Raw genomic sequence first — 24190 nt, forward strand, 5'->3', positions numbered from 1 at the left:
TTCAACGTGCTTCACGCAAGATATGTTTTCCTGTCAGTACATCGTTTTTCCTAATATAGTATAAATGAAGCCGACCACAGACATCAACATTACTATAACACCGATTACACGGTTCAAAATCCAAATGCCACGCAGATTGAAACGAGTACGTACTTTATTGACAAAATACGTAATACCGAACCACCACAAAAGTGCTCCTAACACAATGGCCAGATAACCGACCAACTGAAGCCCCAACGGACTACCGGGCATCACAAAAGAGAAGCGGGCAAACAAACCGATAAATAAGAAAATAATCAAAGGATTAGAGAATGTCACAAAGAATGCCGTGACAAAATTATGTAGATAACTGCCTGGTGTAGAAGATACAGGACGGATAGAATGGACAGGATTGCTACGGAAAGTATAAACACCGAATATTAATAACATAACGCTACCGACAATCTGTAAAAGCACTTGGTTCTTTGCCAGGAATTCATCCATGAAACTCATTCCATATCCTGTTATCAGAGCATAGCCTATATCACTCAAGGCTGCCCCCAGCCCGGTAACAAATCCATACCATCGTCCTTTGTTCAGTGTGCGCTGAATACAAAGTACCCCAACAGGACCCAAGGGCGCAGAAACCACTACGCCAACTATAAGTCCTTTCACCAGCAAATCGAGTATGGTTACTTGTTCTATCCAATTCATGCTGCAAAGATGGTATTTTTTTGCGAAAATACCTATATTTACACACAAAATTCTTTCATAGCCCGGCTCTTTTATGTAACTTTGCACCTTATTAATAGACTCTTGATATTACAACCTAGTTTTCAATTAACAAAACAACTATAAAAGTGCTATGATTCTATTTTTCAGAACACCCACTAAAAGTGTAATAGCAACAGAAGTCAATCATGAACTGGCTTCTGAAGATATTCAAAAACTGAGTTGGCTTTATGGAGAAGCCACTGTAGAAAACGAAGAGAACCTGAAAGGTTGCTTCATCGGACCACGTCGGGAAATGATAACTCCTTGGAGTACAAATGCTGTCGAAATTACTCAAAACATGGGTTTGACAGGTGTACAACGCATTGAGGAATATTTCCCTGTGAAAGATGAAAATGCTGAATACGACCCCATGCTACAACGCATGTATAAAGGATTGAGCCAGGACATTTTCACTGTTAACATCACCCCCCAGCCGATTGTTTACATCGAGAATCTGGAAGAATACAATGAGAAAGAAGGCCTTGCACTGTCTCGTGAAGAAATGGACTATTTGCTGAAAGTCGAAAAAGACTTGGGACGCAAGTTGACCGACTCTGAAGTATTCGGTTTTGCACAGATTAATTCAGAGCATTGCCGTCATAAAATCTTCGGCGGAACATTTGTCATTGATGGCGAAGAGATGGAATCGTCTTTATTCCAGATGATTAAAAAGACCACTGCCGAAAATCCCAACAAAATTATCTCTGCCTATAAAGATAATGTGGCTTTTGCAGAAGGTCCGGTTGTGGAACAATTCTCTCCGGCCGACCATTCTACCTCCGACTATTTCATTATCAAAGACATCAAGACAGTTATCTCACTGAAGGCTGAAACACATAATTTCCCTACTACCGTAGAACCATTCAACGGTGCATCAACCGGTACCGGAGGTGAAATCCGTGACCGTATGGGTGGTGGTAAAGGTTCATGGCCCATTGCAGGTACAGCTGTCTATATGACTTCTTATCCTCGTACAGAAGAAGGTCGTGAATGGGAAGACATCCTGCCTGTACGCCAATGGTTGTATCAAACCCCCGAACAGATTTTAATCAAGGCTTCCAACGGTGCTTCCGATTTTGGCAACAAGTTCGGTCAACCGCTGATTTGCGGTTCTGTATTAACTTTCGAACATCAGGAAAACGGTGAAAAGTACGCATACGACAAAGTTATCATGCTGGCCGGCGGTGTGGGTTACGGTACTCAACGCGACTGTCTGAAAGGTCATCCCGAGACAGGAAACAAAATAGTTGTTATGGGTGGTGACAACTATCGAATTGGTTTGGGTGGCGGTTCTGTTTCCTCTGTTGAAACAGGTCGATACTCATCGGGAATCGAGCTCAATGCAGTTCAACGTGCCAATGCAGAAATGCAGAAACGTGCTTATAACGTCGTTCGTGCATTGTGTGAAGAAGAAAATAACCCAATTGTTTCTATCCACGACCATGGTTCGGCAGGTCACGTAAACTGTTTGTCTGAGTTAGTAGAAGAAAACGGTGGCCTAATCCACATGGATAAACTGCCTATCGGTGACAAGACCTTATCTGCCAAAGAAATCATAGCCAATGAATCTCAGGAACGTATGGGATTGCTGATTGATGAATCGGCTATCGAACACGTGCAAAAGATAGCCGACCGCGAACGCGCTCCGATGTATACGGTAGGTGAAACTACCGGTGATGCCCGTTTTGCCTTTGAACAAGCCGATGGTGTTCGTCCATTTGATTTGGCAGTAGATCAAATGTTCGGTTCTTCTCCGAAAACTTATATGATTGACAAGACCGTAGAACGTCATTATGAAAATGTAACTTACGAAACTTCAAAATTAAACGAATATATCCGCCGTGTACTTCAGCTGGAAGCAGTTGCCTGCAAAGATTGGTTAACCAACAAAGTAGACCGTTCGGTAACAGGTAAGATTGCCCGCCAGCAGTGTCAGGGCGAAATCCAGCTGCCGCTGAGCGACTGTGGTGTCGTTGCTCTTGATTATCGAGGAGAAAAAGGTATTGCCACCTCTTTAGGACATGCTCCGCAAGCAGCTTTGGCTAATCCGGCAGCAGGCTCTGTATTATCAGTCGCCGAAGCATTAACCAATCTTGTTTGGGCTCCGATGGCAGAAGGGATGGATAGCATTTCGCTGTCTGCCAACTGGATGTGGCCGTGCCGTGCACAGGAAGGTGAAGACGCGCGTCTTTATACGGCTGTCAAGGCATTATCTGATTTCTGCTGCGCACTGCAAATCAATGTACCGACCGGCAAGGACTCCCTGTCTATGACTCAGAAGTATCCAAACGGAGAAAAAATCATCAGCCCGGGAACTGTAATCGTTTCAGCCGGCGGTGAAGTTTCCGATGTGAAGAAAGTTGTTTCTCCTGTATTGATAAATGATGCCAAGAGCACCATTTATCATATCGACTTCAGTTTTGACAAGTTGCGTTTGGGCGGTTCTGCTTTCGCACAGTCTTTAAATAAAGTAGGAGATGATGTTCCGACAGTTCAAAATCCCGAATATTTCCGCGACGCTTTCCTTGCGATACAAGAACTTATCAACAAGGGCTTGATTATGGCAGGTCATGATATCTCAGCCGGTGGTCTCATCACAACACTGCTCGAAATGTGCTTCTCAAACATGGAAGGCGGTATGGAAATCAGCCTTGACAAAATAAAGGAAGACGATATTATTAAGATTCTGTTTGCCGAAAATCCGGGTATTGTCATTCAAGTGAAAGATAAAGACAAAGCTGAAGTTAAGAAGATATTGGAAGATGCCGGTATTGGCTACGTGAAGTTGGGTACACCGACAGACGAACGCCACATTCTCGTAACAAAAGGAGATGCTACCTACCAATTCGGCATTGACTATCTGCGTGATGTTTGGTATTCTACTTCTTATTTACTTGACCGCAAACAAAGTATGAATGGTTGTGCCAAAAAGCGCTTTGAGAATTACAAAGAACAACCGTTGGAATTTGTATTCGATAAATCATTCACTGGAAAACTTTCACAATACGGAATCACTCCAGAGCGTCGTACTCCGACCGGCATCAAGGCTGCCATCATTCGTGAAAAAGGTACCAATGGCGAACGCGAAATGGCATATATGCTCTACTTGGCAGGATTCGACGTGAAAGATGTCACAATGACCGACTTGGTAAGCGGACGCGAAACACTGGAAGATATCAATATGATTGTATTCTGTGGAGGATTCTCCAACTCTGACGTTTTGGGTTCTGCAAAAGGATGGGCAGGTGCATTCCTATTCAACCCGAAAGCCAAAGCAGCATTGGATAATTTCTATGCACGCAAAGATACCTTGTCACTGGGCGTATGTAACGGTTGCCAGTTAATGATTGAATTAGGATTGATTAATCCTGAGCATAACAAAAAAGCCAAAATGCTGCACAATGAATCACATAAATTTGAATCTAAGTTTGTTGGTGTAACAGTCCCGATGAACAGAAGTGTTATGTTCGGCTCATTAAGCGGCAGCAAGCTAGGTATTTGGGTAGCACATGGAGAAGGCAAATTCTCATTACCTTATGAAGAGGATAAATACAATGTGGTATTGAAATACTCATACGACGAATATCCCGGTAATCCGAACGGTTCAGACTATGGCGTAGCCGGATTAGCAAGTGCAGATGGACGCCATTTGGCAATGATGCCGCATTTGGAACGTTCTTGTTTCCCATGGCAGAACGCTTACTATCCTTCTGATAGAATAAACAATGACCAAGTAACGCCATGGATTGAAGCATTTGTCAACGCAAGAAAATGGGTTGAAATGAACAAATAATAAAACAATTTGTTATATTTACTAAAAAAGCGGTATATCATACTGATTGCCGCTTTTTTTGCATATAATAGATTTTGAAATGACAAGAAAATTTGCGAGCTTTGTGAGGTTTTCGCGTCTAAATACCATTATGAAAAGGACTCTTTTACTTATATATTTTGCGATTACTTTTATAACATCTGTCTCTGCCCAACTTTATCAGTATCTAGATACTAACGATGGTTTGAGCAGTCGTAGAGTCCTGTCCATACAAAAAGACAACAAAGGATATATGTGGTTCCTCACCCATGAAGGAATTGACAGATACAATGGCAAGCAATATGTTCATTATGACTTATCGGTAGACGGACACCCCAACATGAAATCCTTTCCCAACCTGAATACTCTGGAAATAGATACAACAGGTGTCATTTGGGAAATAGGAAAGAATGGATATATTTTTAAATACAACTCGCTACAAGACAAATACGAACTAGCCTGCAATTTTGCCAGCAAAGATAAAAGTAACAGTGGACTTCCACTCACTAGCACTTATTTGGACAATAAAAACAATATCTGGCTTTGTACCAAAGAGAAGCAATATATTTTTAACATCAACCAGGAAAAGCTGATCCATCTGACCAGTTCTATCCAGGAAGAAATCACCTGCATCACAGAAGCCGGAGACAATCAATATTTTTTAGGAACAAATCATAATGTATTTTGCGTTAAACTAATTAACAATCACCAACTACAGATACAAAGACATCCCCAATTGGAACAATTTCAGGTTGTCACCTATCTGTATTTCCACAAAAACACTCAAACTCTAATCATAGGAACACTGAGAGACGGTATATATCTATATAATATCAATACTCAACAATTAATGGATGTCCCCACAAAATTGTTGGACATTACAGTCAATACAATCATAGCCAATCCTAAGAAAATAGACGAAGTCCTGATAGCGACCAATGGAACCGGTGTTTATAAACTCAATTTGTTCACCCGTGAATTATCCCCTTTTCTGATTGCCGACCACAACCATTCAAATAAAATGAATGGGAATATCGTGAATGACATATTCATTGATAAAGATGACAAATTATGGATGGCCATTTATCCTGTCGGAATTACTTTATTCTCGAATAAATATCCCGGATATAAATGGATACAACATTCTTATGATAATCCAAACTCACTAATAGATAATCAAGTAAACTCCATTCTGGAAGATTCAGAAGGCGATATTTGGTATGCGACAAGTAATGGCATCTGTTTCTACAATTCTAAGAACAAACAGTGGAAGTGCCTACTATCCACTTATCAAAATGACACACAAAACCAGAACCATGTCTTTATCTCCATGTGCGAAACAGTCCCTGGCACCATATTGGTAGGAGGATATATGTCGGGAATGTATCAAATCAATAAAAAAGATATGGTACCCAAATATTTTTCTCAGCATTCCACGTTGGGATGGACTACTATTCGTCCTGATAAATACATACGTTGCATCTACAAAGACAATGATGGAATCATTTGGGCAGGCGGCTATTATAACCTAAAGAGCTATAATATGCAAACGAAAGAAATACAGTGTTACAGCATGGATTTCCCAGTTACCTGTATCAAAAATAAAGACCGACACAACTTATGGATAGGTACCATCAACGGATTATACCAATTCAACAAACGAAACCAAACACTGAAACCGGTCAATCTGGATTCAGAAATCGGATGTATCAATACTCTTTATCAAGATACCGTTGCTCATATTACCTATATTGGTACTCATGGTTCGGGCATGTGGGTATATAATAATAACACCGACAAAGTCGTGCGTTATCACATGAAAAACTCAGCATTGATTTCCAACAATATCTATTGCATTCTACCGGCTTTGGGAACAGATCTGATTATCAGTACAGAAAATGAGCTCACCCGTTTCAAAGTAAAGGAAAGAATATTCTCTAATTGGACAAAAGAACAAGGATTGATGGCTGTGAACTTCAACCCTTCAGCAGGTGTACACACCCAATCAGGACATTTCATATTCGGCACAGGGAACGGAGCCATTGAAATAGCAGACACCGTAAGCCTGCCAAATCGTTTCAAGTCTAAAATGATATTCAGTGACTTTAGCATCTTATATCAAAAGGTTTTCCCCGGCGAAAAGGATTCTCCTTTAACCCAAGGAATAGACGATACGGAGCACATTACTTTAGATTATAGCCAAAATATATTCTCTTTGAATGTATCTTCCATTAATTACGACAACCCGTCTAATATTCTATACACTTGGAAGCTAGAAGGATTTTATGATGAATGGACAACGCCCACGGCAGACAATCTGATACGTTATACCAACATCAATCCCGGAAATTACAAACTGAGAGTGAGAGCCATTCTGATGGATGATGAACATGTATTAGAAGAAAGAGCAATAAAAATAACCATAACGCCGCCTTTCTGGGCAACTTTTTGGGCCGGCATTATTTACCTCGTTATCATTATATTGGTAACAGTAAGCATTTTACGTTTCTTATGGTTAAGAAAAGACAGGAATAATTCTAAAGAGAAAATTCAATTCTTTATCAATACCGCCCATGACATACGTACACCGCTGACACTAATAAAAGCGCCGTTGGGAGAAATCCTGAAGAATGAACAACTGACAGAACAGGGTAAGATTAATGTTAACCTTGCCATTCAGAATACAGACAACTTGTCCGAGTTGGCCAGTAATCTGATTAATTTCGAAAAAGAAGAACTTTATACATCCAACGTTTATGTATCCAGATATGAATTGAATTCATATATCAAGTCTTATCTGAAGCAATTCAACCTATACGCTGAGAAAAAACAAATCAAAATTCATTTTGAATCCAATTTTACTTCTCAGGAGGTATGGCTGGATAAAAACAAAATGGATTCCATCATCAGAAACCTGATGACTAATGCGCTGAAATACACTCAACAGGGAGGAAATATCAAAGTCCAGACTTCTAAAAGCAAGAGCCATTGGTTTCTGCTTATCACTGATACCGGAATCGGTATTTCGTCCAACGACCAGAAGAAAATGTTCAAAGAACTGTTCAGAGGAAAAAATGCCACTAATTTACAAATTACCGGCAGTGGTATCGGTATGATGCTTACTTACAAACTCATCAAAAACCACTGTGGAAAGATTAGTATGAACAGTATAGAGAATGTGGGTACTACCTTTAAGTTATCATTTCCCATAAAAAGCAGTAAATACAACAACAAACTCTTCCCAAAAACTGATGTCATCGATCCGCTTCCAATCGTGAGGGAAGAAAGCAAAGAGGAAGTCACTACTCCCCCCATCTCCCCACTTAAACAGGGAGACAAAAAAGCTCCTTATATTCTGGTAGCCGAAGACAATGTGGAGTTACGTACTTTCTTATTACAAATATTATCTGACGAGTATCAAGTAACAGGTGTCTGCAACGGACAAGAAGTAATTAATTCTATCAAGAACAAACAGCCCGACCTCATTCTTTCGGACATCATGATGCCGGAACTGAATGGAGAACAAATGTGTCGCATTGTGAAAAATGATGTAGAGACAAGCCACATTCCTGTCATTCTGCTAACCGCATTGAATGATAAAGAAAGTATTATCAAAGGATTACAAAGTAAAGCAGACAGATACATCATTAAACCGTTTGATGTCAGTGTATTAAAAGCTAACATAGCCAACGTACTTGCCATCAGAGAACTAATACGCAAACGTTACAGCCAATTCCAATTCACCACAGAGGAAGAAAGTATGCCTCACCCGCCATTGGACTTAGATCAGGAATTTATTATAAAAGTAACCGAAACCATTAAAAGTAATCTGAGCAAAGAACTAAATGTAGACACTTTATGCGCTGCCTTTAATATGAGTAGAAGTAGCTTTTATAACAAGATAAAAGCATTGACAAATTATTCGCCCAGTGAGTTTATCCGTAAAGTGCGCATGAATGAAGCTGCCATATTATTGAAAAGCAAGAAATACACAGTATCCGAAGTTTCGGATATGCTGGGCTTTGGCGACCCGAAATATTTTACAGATAGTTTTAAAAAGTACTTTGACGTACCGCCAAGCGTTTATATGAAACAAAATTAAGACATGAATTTCTATTTAAAATCATTCGCCATCTTTTTTAAGATTGGCCTGTTTACCATCGGAGGAGGTTATGCGATGGTTCCACTCATACAAGATGAAATAGTGGATAAAAGAAAGTGGATTGACAAAGACGACTTTATCGATTTATTAGCACTTACTCAGTCTGTTCCAGGCGTATTTGCCGTAAACATCGCTATCTTTATAGGATATAAGTTGCGCAAATTCAGAGGAGCATTGGCCATGGCACTCGGAACAATACTCCCCTCCTTCATCATTATTTTGGCCATTGCCCTATTTTTCCAACAATTCAAGAACTATGAAGTAGTAGAAAATATATTCAAAGGAATCCGTCCGGCAGTGGTCGCATTAATTGCCGCTCCCACTTTCTCAATGGCAAAATCGGCAAAGATAAGCCGCTATACTATATGGATACCTATCGTATCGGCACTTCTTATCTGGCTGTTGGGGGTATCCCCCGTTTATATTATCATCATTGCCGGAGCAGGAGGTTTTTTCTATGGCAAGTACAAACATAAACATACATCAAAATGATATTCCTCTATTTATTCTATACATTCTTTAAAATAGGCCTCTTTGGTTTTGGAGGCGGTTATGCCATGCTTTCCTTAATTCAAGGAGAAGTAGTAACACGTTATCACTGGATTAATGCCAGTGAATTTACCGACATCGTGGCCATCAGTCAGATGACTCCAGGCCCTATCGGTATCAATTCCGCTACCTATGTAGGATATACTGCCGTACTGAATGCGGGATATAGCGAAGCTTTCGCCGTCATCGGTTCCATTGTAGCAACATTTGCTGTAGTCTTTCCATCTTTTATATTAATGATTGCCATCAGCAAATTCTTCCTGAAATATCAAAAGCACCCGGCTGTTGAAGCTGTATTCAGCGGATTGCGCCCGGCAGTAGTAGGTTTGCTGGCTGCCGCAGCCCTCGTTTTAATGAACAAAGAAAACTTCGGCAGTTATAAAGTAGATTGGTATCAATTCATTATAAGCGTCCTCATTTTCCTTACAGCTTTCCTCGGAACGCGTAAGTACAAGATAAATCCTATATTAATGATTATACTCTGCGGACTAGCGGGATTCCTCCTTTATTAATCCGTAAACAAGAATGTCTCAAAAGTAATCGTATCTATTCCGATTACTTTTGAGACATTCTTATCCTACAAGCATCTCCTCGGTGTTCAGAGCATTCTCCGACCTCCTAGATACTCATATTTTTATTTGTCAGCGTCTGTCCTTTATACTGTCCGGTTAAAGTACGGAGGAAAGATACAATCTTATCTACTTCCTGTTGCGGAAGGTCGATGCCCAACTGATACTTGGCCATCGCACGTACAGCATCCTCCATTGTCTTCATGCTTCCGTCGTGAAAATAAGGATAAGTGAGCTCCACATTTCTCAGTCCCGGCACTTTAAAACGATGACGGTCACGCTCTGCTTTCGTCTGCTTAAACCGGCCATTGTCTTCTTCCGTCATTTCAGCCTCACGGTCTGCAAAATAATCATGCTGCACACCGATTAATTCGTATGACTGTCCACCCAGAATTTCACCCACATGGCAAGTTGCACAATCATACTTTTTGAAAAGTTCATATCCGGCAAGCTCATCGGCTGTGATGGCATTCTTATCACCTTTCAGATAAAGGTCGAAACGTGAATTGGGAGTCAACAATGTCTTTTCAAACTCTTGAATCGCATCAGTGATATTCTTCTCATTCAGTCCGTCCGGATATACTTCTACAAATGCTTTTACAAAGTCTTTATCTTCAGCTAACTTGGCAGTAATCTGTTCGAAAGATTCGCAAGCCATTTCAACCGGATTCAAAGGAGGACCCGCAGCCTGTTCTGCCAAAGTACCGGCACGGCCATCCCAAAACTGCACAAAGTTGTAAGCAGCATTGTAAACAGTCGGAGCGTTTACTCCACCAAACTGTCCACCCACTCCTTCCGAATACTGCTTATTGTCCACACCACCTGTATCCAAACCATGACAAGAAGCACAAGACACCGTATTGTCGGCAGATAAACGAGTGTCATGATAAAGCATATCACCCAATACCACCTTGCGCACATCAACCGAAATAGAATCAGCAATCGGACGAATAGGCTCATTAACAAATTCAGGAGCCACATTAGTGTCCGTCATCAGCCCCATGCGATGATTCTTCACCCAGTTAAGGGCCAATTCCTTTTTCGCATCGCTGATAGAAGCTCCCCAATGCACCAAATAGTATTTAGCCTGAGGCATCTTGCCATCCAAAATAACTTTTTCCACTTTCGCCAAAGTCACCTGATCCACCTGATTTCCAGCTTCCAGGTCTTGCGCCATCTGAGTCATGTCAAAAACACGATAAGCCTTGCTCACATCCTCCATCACAATCTTCCCAGCCACGGGCATACCGGCATAGAACGGCAAGTCAGGATTTGAGGTGTGACATCTCAAACATCCGGCATCCGTAATGATTTGCTGCATCTGCGCATTTGCTTCCAAATCGGCAGACGGCACACGGTTCATCAGTCGGTAAGTAACTGCTAATGCTGCCACCACAACCAACAGTGCCACAATTAGTTTTGTACTTTTCTTCATGTTACATTGTTTTAGTTAGTTATTACGATTATATAAATGTACACTTTGCTGCGCTGCCGGAAGGTAATTCACTCCATACCAACACATTTGCAACGCAAAAAATGAAAGAATAAGCAACACATACAATGGTTTTCTGCCTATACGCCCGAACAGGCGAAGATGCACATACATTAAATACCCCATCCACGTTATGACTGCCCATGTCTCCTTCGGATCCCAACTCCAATAATTACCCCAAGCCTCTTTTGCCCAAAGAGAACCAAGCAACATCCCGATAGAAAGGAAAGCGACTCCTGCATAAACCAGATTATCAGCCGTCTGCAAATATTCCTCTTTATGACGAAACAATCCGCTGACGGCCACAATGAATGCACACCCCAACACCGAATAAGAAAACATATACACAGTGACATGCGGAATAAACCACACACTCTGCAAAGCCGGCATTAATGACTGGTCATGTATCTCCGGCTTCAACAAATTAATCACGACAAATACAGTAGACAACAAAGTGGAAAACGACAATATCCATCGATATCTCCATCGCATATATGTCAAGAGTCCGGCTATTCCCATAAAAAATGAATACCACAGACGTGTTTCCCCCATTGTCCGCAAAGGCGGCCGTTGCAGGTATTCCCATAATCCGGCAATAAAAATGCCCAATACCATAATTCCGGCAACAGTAAAGCCAACAGCCATCCTGCTCCTCATTGAAGAACGGAGTGCAAACACTGCCCCTGCCAGCCACAGACCGACGGACACCGCCGCAAATACATAGAAATTATCCCAATTTATCATACCTCTTTCGGATTTACACGTCTTTCCGGACCATTTATAAACAAGAGAACAGCTCCCGCCAGCATCATCAGAATACCGGTCACCGTTATATATTTCCACGGTTGCATCACAACTTGCAAAACACAATATCTACTTTCATTGCCACTTGCCATATCATACCCCGTGAGATACACATCTTCCCCTAACCGATAACTGTATGGATGATTCACCTCCAGCAATGCTTCATCGTCACCTAAACGCACTGTGGCAGCAAAACGAGAAGGACGTCCGTTAGGATAATATTCCACAGAAAAAGAACGCAGTTCCATCTCATAGTCCAAATGATAAGAAGCACCGTTCATGTCAAAAGCCTCACGTGCCGGTTCTCCTTTATAAAGAGGAATACGTAAGGTTTGTGTATCACTGCTCCCAAAGAATCCGGCAAAAAGCGCCAACCATAATCCTACATGATTCAGCATAAAACGCCAACGGGCAGTTTTCCTATGATAATAGGCATGTAAAGTAATCATTGCCAAATTACTTAACAACAAAAATAAGATAGCAATAAATATCCAGGAAGTCATAAAATTATAGAAGCCCAGCGAAGCCCCAATATTGGTACGCATAGCAGCTTCAACATCAGACAATTGGGGGAATAATCCAATAACCAGACTACCTGCTACGAACAGGATAATGGATAAAATACTTGTTTTAGGGGAGGAAAGGAAACGTGTAAAAGCTGATTTTCGACTTTCTTTATATAGTTTCCACAACAAGAACAGCCAAATAACCGCAAAAACAATATTTAGCGGAAATGCTATAAACGACAATGGGAAGTTTCCCATTAGCAGTTGTATGATAGCAGCCAGTAATAGATAGCCCGTTATGTACACATATCGCATATTCGTGTTCCTTTTTGTTATCCGGATACAAAGTAACGAAATAAAAACGAATTAACATATAAATTTCTTGTTAATTTGTAACAGTTACAAGATAATAATCAGATGTTGTCTCTTCCGGTTTTCAACTTCTGCATACGTTTTAAACTCCCTAAGTCATTTCATTAGTCGGACTAAGCGTTTTCGTCCTTTCAATTATGCCTGTCTGTCAGTCGGGTTACTACAGACTCCGGCAATGGACTGTACGGTCCACCGTAATGGACTGTACGGTCCACCGTAACGGACTGTACGGTCCGCTGCCGGAGACTGTAATAATCTTCCGCTTAAAAGACCTTAGCCAACCCTAAGAAACGGCTTATTCTTCCCTTCGTTAGTGATATGGTATGTTAAGTGTCCAAACGATTCCCCAAATTACAAAACCACGCATCATACATGTCATGTACGTAATCCGTTGCTCTCGGCGGTTTGACTTAAACCTTTCACCTTAAATACCGGTGAAACAACGCATTAGCCCCATGACACGTGTGAAACGTGGTTCTTACTTACTAATCTCTCAGTACTATTATGCTGTTTGTCTACAGTTTTACTTTCTTCTTTGCCCCTTTGGACTCATTATGCAGACGGTCAAGAGCTGTTACAACATAGTTATATTTTATCTTTCCACTTTCGTAAGGCAACTTATAATATGTGTCACGTGTGATAGCAACAATGTGAGAAGGATCCTCCAGATTCACTTTTTCTTTTTTATCAAAGCGATAAACCACGTATTGCACAGCCTTATCCATTTCCGTTTTTGCTTTCGGTGCCTGCCAGAAAAGCAACAAGCCATCCGGTGTCCAGACATCTTTTACTTTCTTTACTTTACCCGGAGCCTTGTCATCCATAAATGGCGATGTAGGCGGCAAAGCCGGATAACGGTGGTAATCTTTTACAAGCATAGTGCGATAGTTTCCTGCATTATCCACCACTGCCGAAGCATACCACTGGCAACTTCCCTGCACAGTAGGCAAAGCACGCTGAAGTTTCATCTTGGCAGGCATCTGATTGATAAGCGGATTATGGAGGTCGGGCTTATTCACCGTACGCATCACATCCTGACCTATATAGAGAGGACGGGCGGAAGCATTCTTTGCCCACCAACGAATCAAGGTGTCATAATCAGCGGCCGGATGACCAATTTCCCAATAAATCTGGGGAATATTATAATCCACCCAACCGTTGTTCACCCACATCAGCACATCAGCATACAAGTCATCATAATTTTGCAAACCACGTGTGTTGCTGCCATTGGGGTCACTCTTTACATTACGATAAATTCCGAAAGGAGAGATACCGAATTTCACCCACGGCTTGCACTCGCGCACCGTCTCATGGATTTCCTTTATCAACACATTCACGTTGTCACGGCGCCAATCGGCTTTATTACTGTATCCGCGACCATACTGTGCAAAACTGATATTGTCGGGAAAATCCTCTCCCGGATTAGGATAAGGATAAAAATAATCATCCATGTGAATGGCATCCACATCATAACGAGTTACAATGTCGCGCACAATCTTACAGATGTATTTCCGATTCTCGGGCAACGCAGGATTAAAATAAAGTTGTCCGGCATAATTCACGAAACGTTCGGGATTCTTGTTATAAGGATGAATGGGCGACAAGGCGGCCGTTCCTTTCGTCTTGGCACGGTAAGGATTAATCCAGGCATGGAACTCCATTCCCCGCTTGTGGCATTCATCAATCATGAATTGCATCGGGTCCCAATAGGGTGAGGGCACCCTGCCCTGCACTCCGGTAAGGAAACGGCTCCACGGCTCGTAAGAAGATTTATACAAGGCATCGGCTTCCGCACGTACCTGAAAAATTATCGCATTAATACCTGCACCTTGCAGACTGTTCAGCTGGTTTATTAATAACTGCTGCATCTTCTCTACCGGCATTCCCTGAAACTGTCCGTTCACGCACTGAATCCATGCACCACGGAACTCACGCTTCGGATAACGTGTCTGAGCACTGACACCCGAGGTAAAAAGTAGTGCTATCAATAAAAGGAGAATCGTTTTTGCTCTCATTTCTAAGTCTTCGCTTTTTAATAGTTTTGCGGACAAAGATAGAAAGAAAATATGAACCAGCGAGATAACAGACCGGTAAAAAAGGTTTCATCATCCCTATCTTCGAATAAATTAGCGATAATTCTTGGCTTTTAATTTAAATTCCATAACTTTACGCTCTATTTTCGGCACCTGATATAGCCAAAGAAGGAATAAGAATGAAAATATGAAGGAAACAACTTGGACTAAAGTAAAAACGACTGTCAAAAGTTGGCGAGTAGGAGATTACATTCGTCAATTCAGTATCGTGGTTGCAGGAATCATTGTAACTTTTTTGGGAAGTGACTTAATAACCGAACATACCCGCCAGAAGGAAGTGCGTGCCACGATGCTGTTGGTAGCGGAAGAATTGGAATATAACAGGGGGGAACTTCATAGAATAAAGAACTTGTTGGACATTGACATACACATGAGCCGATTATTGGTGAATCAGGCTATGGATATATCCGAGATACCTGGAGATACTTTATGGAAATATGGCAAGCTTTTCAATAATATGGATGACTTCATTTACAGGACCGATGCTTTGGAGGTGCTGAAAGGTTCTTCATTGATGCAGTATATTTCCGACAAACGTGTATTGCAGGATGTGTTACAAACCTATTTTGAGTTGGGAAGAAAAAAGAAAGATATCGGTGATTATTACGCAACAAAAACCAATGTATTGATGAGTCTTGCCCTGTCTGCGTGCAGAAAAGATATTTTAAACGATAACCGTACTTTTCGGGGTGAAATTTCCTTTCTATTGAAACATGATAATTTTGTCAACTTTGTCATCATGGTTCCCGGCTTCTTGAATTGGTATGAGTTTGATGAACTGGATGAGATGTTAGACAAGCAAATTCAGGTTTTAAAGACCAAATATAAATAATCTCCTTCTTTATAATCTCCCTCCGGCATTCATTCAGCGGTATTTTCTATTTTGATTCCCTTATGAATGTTGGTAAAGCACCTCCGTCGTCTTGACAAAGGACTTCCTGAAAGGGCATAAAAAACAGATTCCAACAGAAATTCAAAGAGGCCCTTAAATGAAAAGAACCTATCCCATCTTCTCCACAGCTCAATCTGAAGCAGTCATTCAAAAAGGCGACGGATTTCAATATCCGTCGGCCGCTTATTCCTCCACTATCCACTTCTCTATATTTCGGGTCCGGTCACTGAAGTTCACCCCTATCTTGAATAATTTACGCGCATCGCTCTGGAAAGGCCGCGCATAATGCTTCTCATTAATTTGTCGTAAGGCTTCTTCAGCCGTACCGTTAAACTTGAATTCCATGAGATAAACAAACTTATCAGTCTGAAGAACCAAATCGATGCGCCCCTCGCCCGTATGGTATTCCGCTTTTACATAAAATCCCATCAGTTTGAAGATGATAAAGAGTACATTCTGATAATGCAGCTCCCGGTCGCGGATGATTTCGTAGGGAGTGTCCGCAAAAAAACTTTGCAGACGACGGAAGAAGGAGTCATAGTCACCAGACTCTACTTCGCGGACGAACTTTAAGATTTCAAACGGAGTTTCCACCTTCGTTACTTTCGCATAATAAGGAAGCAGGAAACGCATGAACCCTTCCTCCACTTCCCGGTTGGGGAAGCCTAACTGATAGATGCCAAAACGAGAATCATACTCTTTAATCGTGAGATAGCCGCTCTGATAAATGACCGGAATGGGATTGGTGGACTCGGAATCCACACTGTTCAACGTATCGGCATCCGTTTCCACCTGCGCCATGCGGTGAAGGTCGTAGTCATGCTTCTTCAGCAACTCCACCAGATAAGTGGGCGTACCCGTCTCGAACCAATAGTTGCCGAATTCCTTCCGCTTGAAGGCATTGAGCAGACTGAACGGATTGTAAATGCCGGGGGAATTGTGTGTAAAATGATAACCGTCATAACATTCCTTCAGTTTATCGCATAGTGCCTCGTCACTCATCCCCTGCGCACGGGCAAACTCATGAATCTCCGGTCTCAGATTGGCATGAAGTTCCGCTTCACTGATACCGCAAACTTCCACAAACTCATTCCACATCGAAATGTCATCCAGATTGTTCAACGCACTGAACACACTCAGTTTGCCAAACTTGGTCACTCCTGTAAAAAAGCCGAGTTTGATATAAGCATCCATCGTCTTGACGACACCATAAAAAGGCTGTAAGGTCTTTCGGAATTCATCTCGCAGCGTCTCATTGCCAATGGCCTGCAGCATGGGCTTGTCATATTCGTCTACCAGAATGGCGACACGGTGTCCGCTCCTTTCAACAGCACGCTGAATAATTCCTTTAAAACGGAGTGCAAAGGTTGTTTCCGTAGGGCGCGTTCCATACTCCTGTTCCCAGCTGGCAAGGTTATCGTCCAAAATCCGGTCCAGACCTTCGGGCGTATCATATTTCCCGATATTCAAATCCAAGTGCAGCACAGGCCGTACCGTCCAGTCCTTTTCCAGTTGCTCCATCGCCAATCCTTCAAACAGTTCGCGCTTCCCTTGAAAATACGCTTCAAAGGTGGAAATAAGCAGACTTTTACCGAAACGACGGGGACGGCTCAAGAAATAATAACGTCCGGTTTTAACCAAACGATAAATCCAAGCTGTCTTATCAATATAGAAATACCCGTCTTTACGGAGTGTCTCAAAGTTCTGGATGCCAATAGGATAAATTTTATCACTCATACTCTTCCGCTTTTGTATAACATCAAAACAAAGATACACATTTCCCGCTTATTCTCAATCTTTTCACAAGAAATATTCCTCTAAGCACGATTCATCCCGCATCATTTTAAAGAAGAATTTCCATTGAGAAACATTTTTTCACCTTACGGAATGAAACGTATCCGAGTAGGATTGACTATCTTTGCATATTCAACTAAATGCAACAAAGAATGTCCGAAAGTAACTATATATCTATCAAAGGAGCCAAGGTCAACAACCTCAAAAACATTGATGTGGATATTCCCCGTAATAAACTGGTGGTTATTACAGGCTTATCCGGTTCCGGAAAATCATCATTGGCTTTTGACACGTTATATGCCGAAGGCCAGCGTCGCTATGTGGAAAGTTTATCTTCTTACGCCCGCCAGTTCTTGGGCAGAATGAGTAAACCGGAATGTGATTTTATCAAAGGTATTCCTCCGGCCATTGCCATCGAGCAGAAAGTAAACAGCCGCAATCCGCGTTCCACAGTAGGAACTTCGACCGAAATATATGAATATTTACGATTGCTTTACGCACGTGTGGGGAAAACATATTCCCCCATCAGCGGTCAATTGGTGAAGAAACACAGTGCGGAAGACATCGTGAATTGTATGCTTTCTTTTCCCAAAGGGACTAAATATACCGTACTCGCTCCACTATTGCCACGCGAAGGACGCAGCATTGCCGAACAATTAGACATTGACTTGAAGCAGGGATTTACACGTGTGGAAGTGAACCGCGAGATTATGCGTATCGAGGACTTCCTGCAACAAGTGCCGGCCGAAGGAAAGAAACAAAATATCTACCTTTTAATAGACCGTATGACGGCCGACGACAGCAAAGACAGCATCAGCCGACTGACTGATTCTGCCGAAACTGCCATGTATGAAGGTGACGGAGCTTGCATGCTTCGCTTCTATTCACCGGACGGCAGCACACAACTTTTTTCCTTCAGCACGAAGTTTGAAGCAGACGGTATCACCTTTGAGGAGCCCAACGACCAGATGTTTTCTTTCAACTCTCCCATCGGCGCCTGTCCCAGTTGCGAAGGTTTTGGAAAGGTAATCGGAATAGACGAACACCTTGTCATCCCCAACCGTGCTCTGAGTGTGTATGACGGAGCGGTGATTTGTTGGCGCGGCGAGAAGATGGGCGAATGGTTGAAAGAGTTTATCCATGAAGCTCCGAAACATGATTTCCCTATCTTCACACCTTATTATGAATTGACGCAAGAGCAAAAAGACTACTTGTGGCATGGCCCGAAGGAGAAAGCTTGTATCGATTCTTTCTTTAAAATGCTGGAAGAGAATCAATATAAAATTCAGTATCGCGTGATGTTGGCACGCTACCGGGGAAAGACGCTTTGTCCGGTGTGTCACGGAACCAGACTGAAAAAAGAAGCCGGATATGTAAAAGTAGGCGGACGCTCTATATCCGAGCTAGTGGATTTGCCGATTCATGATTTAAAGGAGTTTTTCCGCACATTAGAATTAGACGCACACGATGCTGCTATAGCCAAACGTATACTGACGGAGATTAATAACCGAATCAACTTCCTGATGGATGTCGGTTTAGGCTACCTCACATTAAACCGTCTTAGCAATACACTGTCAGGTGGTGAAAGCCAACGTATCAATCTGGCAACTTCTTTGGGAAGCAGCCTGGTGGGATCGCTCTATATATTGGATGAACCTAGCATCGGACTTCACAGCCGTGATACTGAACGCCTTATCAAAGTATTACGCCAATTACAAGAGCTGGGGAATACTGTTGTAGTGGTAGAGCATGATGAAGAAATCATCCGTGCCGCCGACTACATTATAGATATCGGCCCCAAAGCCGGACGCTTGGGAGGGGAAATCGTCTACCAGGGAGACATGAAAGATTTGAAAAAGGACAGTAACAGCCATACGGTTCGTTATTTACTTGGGGAAGAAACCATCGAAATACCCAAATCACACCGTCCTTGGAATAATTATATTGAAATAAAAGGAGCCAGAGAGAACAACCTGAAAGGAGTGGATGTACGTTTTCCTCTAAATATAATGACGGTAGTTACAGGTGTCAGCGGTTCGGGAAAGAGCACATTGGTGCGTGATGTTTTCTATAAAGCACTAAAACGGGAATACAGTGAAAGCAGTGAACGACCGGGTGAATTCGTTTCTATCAGCGGCGACATACAAATGGTTAAGGACATTGAGTTTGTCGATCAAAATCCAATCGGGAAGTCATCACGCAGCAATCCGGTGACTTATGTAAAAGCATACGATGAAATCCGTAAACTTTACGCAGAGCAACCCTTGGCCAAACAAATGGGTTACACAGCCGGATACTTTTCTTTCAACACCGAAGGAGGACGTTGCGAAGAATGTAAAGGCGACGGAACGGTTACGGTGGAAATGCAATTTATGGCCGACTTGGTGCTGGAATGTGAGTCTTGCCACGGCAAACGCTTCAAAAGCGATACGTTGGAAGTGAAATTCCAAGATAAGAATATATATGATATATTGGAAATGACCGTGAATCAGGCCATAGAATTCTTTACTGAACACGGACAAAAAAAGATTGTGAAGAAACTCACTCCGCTGCAAGACGTGGGATTGGGATATATTAAATTGGGACAATCTTCTTCTACGCTGTCCGGTGGTGAGAACCAACGTGTGAAGTTGGCTTATTTCTTGAGCGTGGAAAAGACTCAGCCTACTATCTTTGTCTTCGACGAACCCACCACCGGTTTGCATTTCCATGATATCAAGAAATTATTGGAAGCTTTTGACGCACTTATCAGCCGGGGGCATACGATTGTTATTATCGAACATAATCTGGATGTGATAAAATGTGCCGATTATGTTATCGACCTGGGACCGGAAGGTGGAAAGATGGGGGGCAATCTGGTAGTGGCCGGCACACCGGAAGAGGTGTCAAAATGTGCTGCATCTTATACCGGTCATTTTTTAAAAGAGAAATATTTATAATCTTAAATAAATAAACAATGAAAAAACTACTTTATCTATCAATGCTCCTGTTATTTGTTCTCACAGGATGTACAGAAGAAAAAAAAGAATTCACCGTCTTACAGTGGAATATTTGGCAAGAAGGAACCATGATACCCGGAGGTTATGATGCTATTGTTGATGAAATCATTCGCCTCCGCCCCGATTTCGTAACCCTTAGTGAAGTACGCAATTATAATAACACCAATTTCACTGCACGCCTTACCCAATCATTAAAAGAAAAAGGAGAAACGTATTACTCCTTCTACACATACGATACCGGTTTACTTAGCCGCTATCCTATTACCGACTCACTGACTGTCTTCCCCGAAAACGGTGACCACGGAAGCATCTACCGTTTGACCGCCGACATGAACGGAAAGAAAATGGCCGTTTATACCTCTCATTTGGATTATCTGGATGATGCATATTATAATGTACGCGGATATGACGGTTCTACCTGGGAAGAGATTCCTATCCCCACTACAGTGGAAGAAGTATTGGAAAGAAATGTAGCATCACAACGTGATGATGCCATCAAGATGTTTATTGAGCAGGCAAAGAAAGACCGCGAAGCTGGATATACCATTATTCTGGGCGGCGACTTCAACGAACCCTCGCACCAAGATTGGACAGAAGAGACCAAAGACCTTTACGACCACCACGGATTGGTAATCCCTTGGACAGTACCTGTCTTGCTGGATGAAGCCGGTTTCGTTGATGCTTACCGTTCTTTCTATCCTAATGTGCTCGACTATCCCGGTTTTACCTATCCTTCTGACAACTCGGCTAAACCTGCCGAAAAAATCACTTGGGCTCCCAAAGCCGACGAACGCGACCGCATCGACTATATTTGGTTCTATCCCGAAGAAGGGCTGACCGTAAAAGATGCAGCTATCTTTGGTCCCAAAGGTTCTATCGTACGTTCAGAACGTGTGCAGGAAACCTCTAAAGACAAATTCATCGAGCCGCAGAATGTATGGCCGACAGACCATAAAGGTGTTTTAGTGACATTCCAATACTAATATATTAACAATCTAAAAAATTACCTTATGATTAAGCAGACTTATAAAAAATGGATTGCTGCTTGTACCGTGACAGGCTCATTGCTGTTGGGTGCTTGTACTTCTACCCCTCCCTCTGTCAGAGACGTTTCTATCGTCCCGCTGCCGAACAGTGTTCAACAAGACAGCAGCGCATTCGTTCTCCCCAAAAGTTGCACCATCGGTATCACTGATTCCCAGCTGGCTCCGGCTGCCGAATATCTGGCAGGAATACTTTCTCCTTCCACCGGATATAATGTAAAAGTACAAGAGGGAGAAGGAACCATCACCCTCTCATTGGGGGAAGTTGAAGGCAAAGAAGGTGCATACCAACTGAAGGCTGACACTAAGAAAATCAGTATAAAAGGAAACTCTTATGGTGGGGTTATTGCCGGCATAGAGTCTTTACGCCAATTATTCCCTCCCCAGATTGAATCCAAACAAATAGTGGACGGTGTAGACTGGGCTATTCCAAGTGTGGAAATCAATGATGCTCCCCGCTTTACTTGGCGAGGTATCATGCTGGATGTTTCACGCCACTTCTATTCTAAAGATGAAGTAAAAGAGCTATTGGATGTGATGTCACTTTATAAGATGAATAAGTTCCACTGGCATCTCACCGATGACCAGGGCTGGCGTATCGAAATAAAAAAATATCCTTTGCTGACCGAGAAAGGTGCTTGGCGCAAGTTTAATTCTCATGACAAAGAATGTATCCGCCAATCAAAAGCGAACAACAATCCCGATATGGCTATTCCCGAAAATAAGATTCGCATTGTAGAAGGTGATACACTGTATGGCGGCTATTATACTCAGGAAGATATCAAAGAAGTAATTGCATACGCCAAAGTGCGTGGTATCGACATTGTTCCCGAAATAGATATGCCGGGACATATGCTGGCTGCCGTAAGCAATTATGAAGGTGTATCTTGTTTCGATGAAACCGGTTGGGGAACGACCTTCTCCTCTCCTGTTTGTCCCGGAAAAGATTCGGCTATAGAATTCTGCAAGAATGTATATAGTGAGCTTATTGAGCTCTTCCCCTACAAATATGTACATATCGGTGGCGATGAAGTAGAGAAAGCCAACTGGAAAAAATGTCCCGACTGCCAAAAGCGTATGCGTGACAATAATCTGAAAACTGAAGAAGAACTGCAATCATGGTTCATCCATGATATGGAGAGATTCTTTAACGATAAAGGAAAAGAAATGATTGGCTGGGATGAAATTATTGAAGGGGGACTTTCAAAAACAGCAACCGTCATGTGGTGGCGCAGTTGGGCTAAGAATGCTCCTTCTAAAACGACCGGGCAAGGCAATCCTATCATTTTCACTCCTAACGGACAGTTCTATCTAGACTATCAGGAAGATAAGAATTCAGTTGCCAATATTTATAATTATAATCCGATGAGCGAAATTCAGAGTACTGAAATGCAACCGTTGGTACTGGGTGTACAAGGTAATATTTGGTGCGAATGGATTCCTTCACGTGAACGTATGCAGTATATGGCTGTTCCGCGTCTGTTGGCTATCGCCGAATTGGGTTGGAGCAATCCTTCACAAAAAGACTGGAATGCATTTGCCCAACGTCTTGCCAACCAATTTGAACGCCTCAACATTATGAATGTCAACTACCGTATTCCTGATTTGGAGGGTTTTAACAAGACAAATGCCTTTATTGGTGAAGGTGTTGTCAATATCACCTGTCTTGACCCAAGTGCAGAGATACACTATACCACAGACAGTTCTGTTCCCACTTTACAGTCGCCTAAGTATGACGGTCCGTTAAAAGTAACCGAAACAACCGATTTCACATTCCGCACTTTCCGTCCGAATGGTAAACCGGGAGATATCACCACCACTCGTTTTATCAAAAGCGAATATGCCCCGGCTGTTACTGCTGCTCCATCCAATCCCGGATTGAAAGCCACTTGGCATGAATTCAAAGGAAATAAATGTGCCGAAATAGAGAAATCACCGGTAAATGGAAGTTATTCCATCGAAGATGTAATGATTCCGAAGAAAGTAAAAGGCAATATCGGTCTAATTATCAAAGGATACATTAATGCTCCTCAGGATGATATTTATACTTTTGCCCTCCTGTCAGACGATGGTAGTACGTTAGTGATTGATGGCGAACAAATCATTGACAACGATGGTCCTCATGGTCCTCGCGAAGTAGTAGGCCAAAAAGCTTTAGCTAAAGGATATCACCCGATTGAGATTCGTTACTTTGACCAAAACGGTGGTCAACTGAAAATGAAAGTTAGTGGAAACGACGGTAAGGAGATTCCGTTTACTCATTTATATGCCCACTAAATAAAGAAGGAGAGACAAGACTCTGACAATTTATCATTTGCGGAGATGTGTCAAAACTCCCCTTTTATCGAAAT

General features: G+C 42.2%; 14 protein-coding genes. 8 read left to right on the plus strand and 6 right to left on the minus strand.

Annotated elements, in window-relative coordinates:
• Positions 1–33: 33 nt before the first annotated feature.
• Positions 34–693 (minus strand): LysE family translocator, encoded by a 660-nt coding sequence (locus IR173_RS11660; RefSeq protein ID WP_237039773.1) that lies wholly within the window; start codon positions 691–693, stop codon positions 34–36.
• Positions 694–844: 151 nt separating this feature from the next.
• On the opposite strand from IR173_RS11660, the gene purL reads away from it, so the two are divergent.
• From purL to IR173_RS11680, 4 genes are all read left to right on the plus strand, one after another.
• Positions 845–4546 carry a phosphoribosylformylglycinamidine synthase gene (purL, locus tag IR173_RS11665; protein ID WP_237039774.1) on the plus strand — a complete coding sequence of 1234 codons (3702 nt, stop codon included), beginning with the start codon at positions 845–847 and terminating at the stop codon, positions 4544–4546.
• Between the two features lie 79 nt (positions 4547–4625).
• The gene (locus tag IR173_RS11670; RefSeq protein ID WP_237039775.1) at positions 4626–8666 is read left to right on the plus strand and encodes a hybrid sensor histidine kinase/response regulator transcription factor; all 4041 of its coding nucleotides are present in this window, start codon (positions 4626–4628) and stop codon (positions 8664–8666) included.
• Positions 8667–8669: 3 nt separating this feature from the next.
• Complete coding sequence (locus IR173_RS11675; protein WP_237039776.1) at positions 8670–9218, plus strand: chromate transporter; 549 nt, start codon at positions 8670–8672, stop codon at positions 9216–9218.
• Positions 9215–9787, plus strand: a complete 573-nt coding sequence (locus IR173_RS11680) for a chromate transporter (protein ID WP_237039777.1) — start codon at positions 9215–9217, stop codon at positions 9785–9787. The genes IR173_RS11675 and IR173_RS11680 overlap by 4 nt, the downstream gene beginning before the upstream one ends.
• Before the next feature lie 106 nt (positions 9788–9893).
• Here IR173_RS11680 and IR173_RS11685 read toward each other — a convergent pair whose 3' ends face one another.
• The 4 genes from IR173_RS11685 to IR173_RS11700 form a co-directional block, all read right to left on the minus strand.
• Positions 9894–11279, minus strand: coding sequence for a cytochrome c peroxidase (locus IR173_RS11685; protein ID WP_237039778.1), 1386 nt, complete (start codon positions 11277–11279; stop codon positions 9894–9896).
• Positions 11280–11294: 15 nt separating this feature from the next.
• Positions 11295–12080 carry a cytochrome c biogenesis protein gene (locus IR173_RS11690; RefSeq protein WP_237039779.1) on the minus strand — a complete coding sequence of 262 codons (786 nt, stop codon included), beginning with the start codon at positions 12078–12080 and terminating at the stop codon, positions 11295–11297.
• Positions 12077–12961, minus strand: a complete 885-nt coding sequence (locus IR173_RS11695; RefSeq protein WP_237039780.1) for a cytochrome c biogenesis protein ResB — start codon at positions 12959–12961, stop codon at positions 12077–12079. Before IR173_RS11695 ends, IR173_RS11690 begins: the two co-directional genes overlap by 4 nt.
• Before the next feature lie 572 nt (positions 12962–13533).
• The gene (locus IR173_RS11700) at positions 13534–15033 is read right to left on the minus strand and encodes a glycoside hydrolase family 10 protein (RefSeq protein WP_237039781.1); all 1500 of its coding nucleotides are present in this window, start codon (positions 15031–15033) and stop codon (positions 13534–13536) included.
• Between the two features lie 205 nt (positions 15034–15238).
• Between IR173_RS11700 and IR173_RS11705 the strand changes: the two genes are divergently transcribed.
• A complete protein-coding gene (locus IR173_RS11705) occupies positions 15239–15943 on the plus strand; it encodes a hypothetical protein (protein ID WP_237039782.1) in 705 nt (234 codons plus the stop codon).
• A gap of 243 nt (positions 15944–16186) precedes the next feature.
• Here IR173_RS11705 and IR173_RS11710 read toward each other — a convergent pair whose 3' ends face one another.
• Positions 16187–17740, minus strand: coding sequence for an ATP-binding protein (locus tag IR173_RS11710; protein WP_237039783.1), 1554 nt, complete (start codon positions 17738–17740; stop codon positions 16187–16189).
• Positions 17741–17949: 209 nt separating this feature from the next.
• On the opposite strand from IR173_RS11710, the gene uvrA reads away from it, so the two are divergent.
• The 3 genes from uvrA to IR173_RS11725 are packed head-to-tail and all read left to right on the plus strand — an operon-like array spanning position 17950 to position 24116.
• Positions 17950–20736, plus strand: a complete 2787-nt coding sequence (gene uvrA, locus IR173_RS11715) for an excinuclease ABC subunit UvrA (protein WP_237039784.1) — start codon at positions 17950–17952, stop codon at positions 20734–20736.
• A gap of 17 nt (positions 20737–20753) precedes the next feature.
• A complete protein-coding gene (locus tag IR173_RS11720) occupies positions 20754–21779 on the plus strand; it encodes an endonuclease/exonuclease/phosphatase family protein (RefSeq protein ID WP_237039785.1) in 1026 nt (341 codons plus the stop codon).
• 27 nt (positions 21780–21806) lie between these two features.
• On the plus strand, positions 21807–24116 hold the full coding sequence (locus tag IR173_RS11725) for a family 20 glycosylhydrolase (RefSeq protein WP_237039786.1): 2310 nt from the start codon (positions 21807–21809) through the stop codon (positions 24114–24116).
• Positions 24117–24190: the final 74 nt, after the last annotated feature.

The sequence above is a fragment of the Phocaeicola faecalis genome (assembly GCF_021730445.1).
GTDB lineage: Bacteria > Bacteroidota > Bacteroidia > Bacteroidales > Bacteroidaceae > Phocaeicola > Phocaeicola faecalis.

Coding starts and splice junctions, on each gene's coding strand:
- IR173_RS11680 (WP_237039777.1), top strand. CDS start 9,215: ATGATATTCCTCTATTTATTCTATACATTCTTTAAAATAGGCCTCTTT.
- IR173_RS11690 (WP_237039779.1), bottom strand. CDS start 12,080: ATGATAAATTGGGATAATTTCTATGTATTTGCGGCGGTGTCCGTCGGT.
- uvrA (WP_237039784.1), top strand. CDS start 17,950: ATGTCCGAAAGTAACTATATATCTATCAAAGGAGCCAAGGTCAACAAC.
- IR173_RS11670 (WP_237039775.1), top strand. CDS start 4,626: ATGACAAGAAAATTTGCGAGCTTTGTGAGGTTTTCGCGTCTAAATACC.
- purL (WP_237039774.1), top strand. CDS start 845: ATGATTCTATTTTTCAGAACACCCACTAAAAGTGTAATAGCAACAGAA.
- IR173_RS11695 (WP_237039780.1), bottom strand. CDS start 12,961: ATGCGATATGTGTACATAACGGGCTATCTATTACTGGCTGCTATCATA.
- IR173_RS11705 (WP_237039782.1), top strand. CDS start 15,239: ATGAAGGAAACAACTTGGACTAAAGTAAAAACGACTGTCAAAAGTTGG.
- IR173_RS11720 (WP_237039785.1), top strand. CDS start 20,754: ATGAAAAAACTACTTTATCTATCAATGCTCCTGTTATTTGTTCTCACA.
- IR173_RS11710 (WP_237039783.1), bottom strand. CDS start 17,740: ATGAGTGATAAAATTTATCCTATTGGCATCCAGAACTTTGAGACACTC.
- IR173_RS11685 (WP_237039778.1), bottom strand. CDS start 11,279: ATGAAGAAAAGTACAAAACTAATTGTGGCACTGTTGGTTGTGGTGGCA.
- IR173_RS11660 (WP_237039773.1), bottom strand. CDS start 693: ATGAATTGGATAGAACAAGTAACCATACTCGATTTGCTGGTGAAAGGA.
- IR173_RS11675 (WP_237039776.1), top strand. CDS start 8,670: ATGAATTTCTATTTAAAATCATTCGCCATCTTTTTTAAGATTGGCCTG.
- IR173_RS11725 (WP_237039786.1), top strand. CDS start 21,807: ATGATTAAGCAGACTTATAAAAAATGGATTGCTGCTTGTACCGTGACA.
- IR173_RS11700 (WP_237039781.1), bottom strand. CDS start 15,033: ATGAGAGCAAAAACGATTCTCCTTTTATTGATAGCACTACTTTTTACC.